Annotated in this window: 6 protein-coding genes; 1 reads left to right on the plus strand and 5 read right to left on the minus strand. The window is 49.8% G+C overall.

What is annotated here, in order from left to right:
- Positions 1-290: hypothetical protein (locus H6750_21445; GenBank protein MCB9776877.1), on the plus strand; the 290-nt coding region annotated here is incomplete at its 5' end.
- A gap of 820 nt (positions 291-1,110) precedes the next feature.
- On the opposite strand, the gene H6750_21450 is transcribed toward H6750_21445, so the two are convergent.
- From H6750_21450 to H6750_21470, 5 genes are all read right to left on the minus strand, one after another.
- A complete protein-coding gene (locus H6750_21450; protein ID MCB9776878.1) occupies positions 1,111-1,707 on the minus strand; it encodes a class II aldolase/adducin family protein in 597 nt (198 codons plus the stop codon).
- Positions 1,708-1,942: 235 nt separating this feature from the next.
- Positions 1,943-2,542, minus strand: coding sequence for a nitroreductase family protein (locus H6750_21455; GenBank protein ID MCB9776879.1), 600 nt, complete (start codon positions 2,540-2,542; stop codon positions 1,943-1,945).
- A 42-nt stretch (positions 2,543-2,584) separates the two neighbouring features.
- The gene (locus tag H6750_21460) at positions 2,585-3,163 is read right to left on the minus strand and encodes a hypothetical protein (GenBank protein MCB9776880.1); all 579 of its coding nucleotides are present in this window, start codon (positions 3,161-3,163) and stop codon (positions 2,585-2,587) included.
- 29 nt (positions 3,164-3,192) lie between these two features.
- On the minus strand, positions 3,193-3,564 hold the full coding sequence (locus tag H6750_21465; GenBank protein ID MCB9776881.1) for a response regulator: 372 nt from the start codon (positions 3,562-3,564) through the stop codon (positions 3,193-3,195).
- 289 nt (positions 3,565-3,853) lie between these two features.
- A partial coding sequence (locus H6750_21470; protein ID MCB9776882.1) for a response regulator occupies positions 3,854-5,782 on the minus strand: 1,929 nt, incomplete at its 5' end.

Consider the following 5,782-nt stretch of genomic DNA (forward strand, 5'->3'; position numbering starts at 1 on the left):
GAGCCGTTTTCACCACGTTCTTCTTTGTGGTTGTCTTCTTCAATGCAGGTTTTTTGGCAGACACACCTTTTGAAGAAGTCGGTTTGGCTTTCGTTGCCACAGTTTTTTTAGAACCAACCGTCTTTTTACCGGATGTGAGTTTTTGGGCAGCCTTCTGCTTTCCCAACGCGGTGCTGGCTTTTACCTGCTTTTTCGTTGCAGCGGATTTAAAAGTCACGGTCTTTTTTTTGGTTACAGATGGTTTCTTGGAAGAGGGTGTTGAAGCCAGGCGACTAACAGATTTCTTTTGAGCCATGCAGAGTCCTTTCTATGAACCGATAAAGAAGAGAAAAAATGAACCAACGGTTGGATCAAGAAAGAAATGATAGCCTTTCCATCAAGCTCCAGCAATACGCCAGGAGAGAACAGGCCGATATTAACAACTTCCCCAGAATGGATCTGTCAGCATAACTGCAAAAGCCTCTCGAACATTCAGGACATTCCGGTGAATTTTGAAGGCCAACTAAAAAGATTCATATCTTATAGAGCATTTATTAAAAATCCGCGTTTAACATCCTCTAAACACCTATGAAATTGTTCATCTCCTATTCCCATAAAAACAAAGCTACCCCTAGCCATTCGAAAACGTGCCTAGGGGCCCACGCATCCCGAGGTCGCCATTAGCTTCAGCAACTTAGCTCTGCTCTATTATGTCCAAGGGCAGTAGATCAAGGCTGCCCTTCTCCTCCAGCGAGCGCTAACTATTCGTGAGGAAACCTTGGGTGCAGAGCATCCCAATACAAAATCTTTAAGACAAAATTATGAAAATTTGGTGAAAATAAAGGAGAGTGAAAACATTTGAACACCCATGATCAGATAACAGGATGGTCAAAATGGCCTTTCAGCGCGGCCGCAGCAAGCGAGGGGACGAATCGTACTCTTGTACGTTGAGTCTCCGAGTGAAGCGAAAACTATACTGACGGCCATTTTCACCATCCAGGGAATGTTGAAAAAAGCCTACCAGCGGCGTTCTCGCCCTTGTGCCGTGCTCACGTAGTACTAAGGGTACGCTCCGCGCATCACAAGGACTGCGGCCTTGCTGGACAGACTTTTTGAACATTCCCTTAACTGCTAAGGGGAGACCCCGCTGGCCAGGACAATCTCGCAAATATGATCCAACCGTTCGATATGCTCATAGGCCGACCAGGGGTCTGATGCCATGGAGCACACTCCATGATTGGCCTGACCCACAATATCGTAAAGCCCGGCAGGATTTTTTTCGGTGACCCCTAATGCTTGCGCGGTGGCTTCACCCAGTTCCGGGCTAATCGCAGGAAGGGCTGGTACTGTTGGCCCGATACGAGTGTAGCGGTAGATTTCGGGAAAGTCTTTGCAGACTTTCTGGAGATCAAACCCTCGATAGATGGCTGCAACCACATGGGTTGGATGCACATGCACGACGGCACGCGTCCGATTCATGCCTCTGGTCAAGAGATAATGCATGTGCAGCTCACCGGAAGGATTGGTTCCGGGAGCCACCTGCAACTTCCCATCCACGAACTTAATCTTGACCATATGCTCAGGATGGACAATGGTCTTTCGCCAACCTGAGGGAGTGACGTACAGGTAGACGCTCCTCGCTCGTCTGAGGCTACAATTTCCATCACGGCTGGTAATCCACCCGCGCTCATAACACCGCCGTAACACATCGCCTATGGCTGTTATCATAGAATGGTGTCTCCTTCCTTGCTGTTGAAAAAGCCTTCATTTTTTCCGGTTACGTGAACCAACCTGTTTTGCTTTCCTCTTACCCTTTCACAGAGCGCATGTCTGCCTAGCATGAGATAGCCTCCGGTGAGCAGACAGAGGACATTCACTGTTTGAGGTAAGCCATGAAACATGTCATGAATGTGGGAACCGGAGTGAAGCGCTCCGAAACATGAGCCGAGGGAAATTCAATGCGCTACAAGCATTCCGGGTTCCGTCCCCACATCTCGGAGAACACAAATTCCCTCAACGGCTTACGAGACCGTGGAGCCCATTCGCGTTCACGAAGCGGGGCCGGGAGGATAGAGACATCTCCCTGGTACCCGATGGCGATCCCTGTTACGGCTTCATAGCCGTCAGGAAAGGCATAGCGCTCGCGAATGGTGTGAGGGAGAATCCCGGCCATCTGATGAACCGACAAGTTCATGGCTGTGGCCTGCATGACCAGATTTCCCACGGCCAAACCAACGTCATGATAGGCATGGCGGTTGACCTGTCCGTTATGATCAAAATGGAGTTTTGCGACCGTGAGCAGAAGGAGTGGAGCGCGTTTCGCCCAGATTTGATTTCCCTCCACCAGACAACTCAAAAGTTTCTGATGGCTTTCGGGGTACTCCCTTGTTGCAAGAATAAAGACCCAGGGCTGTTCGTTAAAACAGGAGGAAGCCCATCGTGCTGCTTCCAACAAGCTTTGGATTTTCTCTCGTTCTACCGGCTGATCGGCAAACGCTCTTGGACTCCAGCGACGACGTAACAGATCATGAATGTGAAATTGGACATCTGCTGGTTTTTCCATGATTTCTCCTGAAAGCCTATAGGCCAGTTCAATGATTCGGGCTTAGGGTAGACGCCACTGACCACATTCTTCTGGCTCCGGAATGCGCCAGGCGGGCTCCTCCACAGGGATTAATTTGAGCTTGTCAGGATGCGGACGCAATCCATACGAGAGATCGATATCAGAGCGGTCTGTGTAGTCTCCACATGGACAGCAATCTGATTCATCCGCATCAGCATACAATAGTTCCATAAATTCATGATCCCAGAAATACCGATCGGTCATGGTTTCGAAATCCACTAGCCCAAACCGGTATCCCCCCACCATGGTAAATGACACCGATTCATCATAAACCCGATCGTTGTGCCAGAGACAATAATTTTTGAGGCTTTCGTATAGGAGAAGCCAATGGTAGTCGGCCAATCGATAGACCATCGATGCCTCATGAGCAACCAGCAATTCCTCTAGGGTGATAAGGGCACTATAGGGAGTAAACAACATCCCCACGGCCGGATACCCCACTAACCAGGCGTCAGTGTCATTGTGAGATGCGACACGACGCACGGCTTGAAGTTCGTAGTCAATCGCCTGCTTCACAAACGGAATAAACACAGCATCGGGTTGAGTTCGAAAATACAGCATTGCTCGTGGTCCAAACAGGTAAACCCCGGCTAATTTTCGTGAAGGGCTTGAGTAACGAGGTCAGTAATGGCGTGCAATTGGAAGGGCTTATCGATGGTGTGTTGAGCCCCTAACCGACGAGCGAGGTCCAACAAATCCAGTTTGGCTCGCTCACTTCCGCCCGACATGGCAATAATTTTTACCTGAGGGAATTCACGCCGCAAATCCAGTATGGTTTCAAGCCCCTCTTTTTCGGGCATAAGAATATCTAAAATAATGAGATCCGCAGGGTGGTTGCGATATTCCTTGATACCTTCGACACCGTTTGAGGCACAGTCCACCGTATAGCCCTGGTTTTCCAAGGCTTGCTTCAACAGATCACAAACCTGCCGATCATCATCCACAACAAGAATGTTTGCCATAACTTTGTCTCTTTCCACGCCCCACTCCGGATGGTCACCTTCCTTTTCTCCAGGAAATGACACATTACGAACTGTGCGACCAACTTTTGATCCTTTAAAAAATAACGGTTTGGGCCAAACTGACAACTTCTCGACGATCAAACATGACACGAACACAATCCTATCCGCTTCTGGAATTCATGATTATTGAATAGCCATCCAGGAATGGCCTGCATCTCAGAGGGTTATTTTATGCCCCACCACAAACGAAGAAAACCGTGTCTTCCCCATTACTTATTTTCCCGGTCGCTTAGGACTCGGCTAACGATGAAGATGTTTTGTCGAGGACATGGCGAATAATCGGAACCAGGTCCCGGATCGCCAATGGCTTCATTAAATAGCCCTGAATACCCAACGCCTTCGCCCGCTCAGCGGAAATCACATGACTGAATCCTGTACACAAAATGATGGGGAGATCGGGGCGAATCCGCAGAAGCTCCCGGGATAACGCCTCACCGGTCAATCCCGGCATAGTCTGATCAGTAATCACGAGATCAAACCGATGAGGGTCTTGTCTAAATATCCTCAGAGCTTCGATGGAACTCGTGTGCACTTCCACGGTATACCCCAGTTGCGTGAGAAGTTCCTTCCCAAGACGCACAATCGTCTCTTCATCATCCACAAATAAAACGGATTCTTTCCCGGTCGGAATGGCTTTTTGATCATTCACAGGTTCTAAGACCTGGGTCGGAACGATCGGGAGATACACATCGATTTTCGTCCCCTTGTTCACGATACTATCAACGACAATGGCTCCTTTGTGACTCGTAATGATTCCATGCACCACGGCCATTCCCATCCCAGACCCCTCGCCAATCGGCTTGGTGGTAAAGAAAGGGTCAAACAACCGTTCAAGCACCTCAGGAGTCATGCCCGAACCGGTATCCTTCACCGTCAACCGAACATGCGGACCCATATGCAATCCCGAGATCGCTCCGGTGAGTTCCTCTGTCACCTCCACATCTTCCAGGGCGACCGTCAAAATCCCGCCGTGTTCCCGCATAGCATATTCAGCATTGGTGCATAGATTGATAATGATCTGATGCATTTGGGTCGGATCCGCTAGAATGGTGGCCTCCGTGTTCAATACTTGACGGATCTCAATGGTCGAGGGAATCGTGGATCGTAAAAGTTTGAGCGCTTCCCGGACGACCAGGTGGAAAGGTGTGGGCTTCTTCCCCTGACCCGCTTGACGACTAAAGGTCAAAATTTGAAGCACCAAGTGCTTGGCTCGATGACCCGCGGTCAGGACTTCTTGCAGATTGCGTTGAGTACGGCTTTCCTTTGGCACGGTGGCTAAGGCCAATTCGGTATAGCCCAAAATTGCCGTTAAAATATTATTGAAATCATGGGCAATGCCGCCGGCCAGTGTCCCAATGGCTTCCATGCGGCTTGATTGTCGAAACTGGCGCTCGGATTTCGTCAGAGCCTCTTCCACGCGCTTCCGCTCAGTAATATCCTCCGCCACCCCCGCCAGACTCAGTAAATCCCCATTGGCCTTTCGAATAGGAACCGTCTGTATTCGCACCCACCGCATGGAGTTATCCGGTCTCACAATCCGGCATTCTCCTTGAACCCCCTTCACCTCCGGTGCAAATTGGTGTGCGTGAAATCGTGGTTGATCGTGATGATGAATCGCATTCCAAAGACTTCGGGGATCTTCAAAAAGGCTGGCACAGCTGCGGCCCCAGACTGTTTCATATTGAGGGCTGATATACCAAACCTCTGACTGGTCAGGGGCAAAGACCCAAAACACTTCTTTAATATGGCCCACAAGTTGCCGAAATCGTTCATCCCGCTCTGCCAGCGCGATCTCCAGTTCCTTTGTGTATTCCGTCAGTTGGTCACGGAACGTTCGACGGAGAGTACTCAGCAATTCCGTTATGGACCCATCCCGTTTAAGATAAGCATCGGCGCTCTCACCAATGACATCTTTGGCTGAATCCAAACTAGCAAAGGCCGGACTCAGGATCATCTGAATCTGAGCATTTTTCGCCTTGAGAAGAGAAAGCAATGAGACTTCGGAAACATCCGGCGCCTGCACATCGACCACTGCGACTGCAAAGCTTTCACATCTCGCATATTCCGAAGCTTCCGCGGCCGTCCTGGCCCCAACCACCTGATAGCCTTCATCCCCTAAGACATTGACAAGCGATGCCAATTGGTCAGGACGGTCTTG

It is taken from the genome of Nitrospiraceae bacterium, from assembly GCA_020632595.1.
Lineage (GTDB): Bacteria > Nitrospirota > Nitrospiria > Nitrospirales > UBA8639 > Nitrospira_E.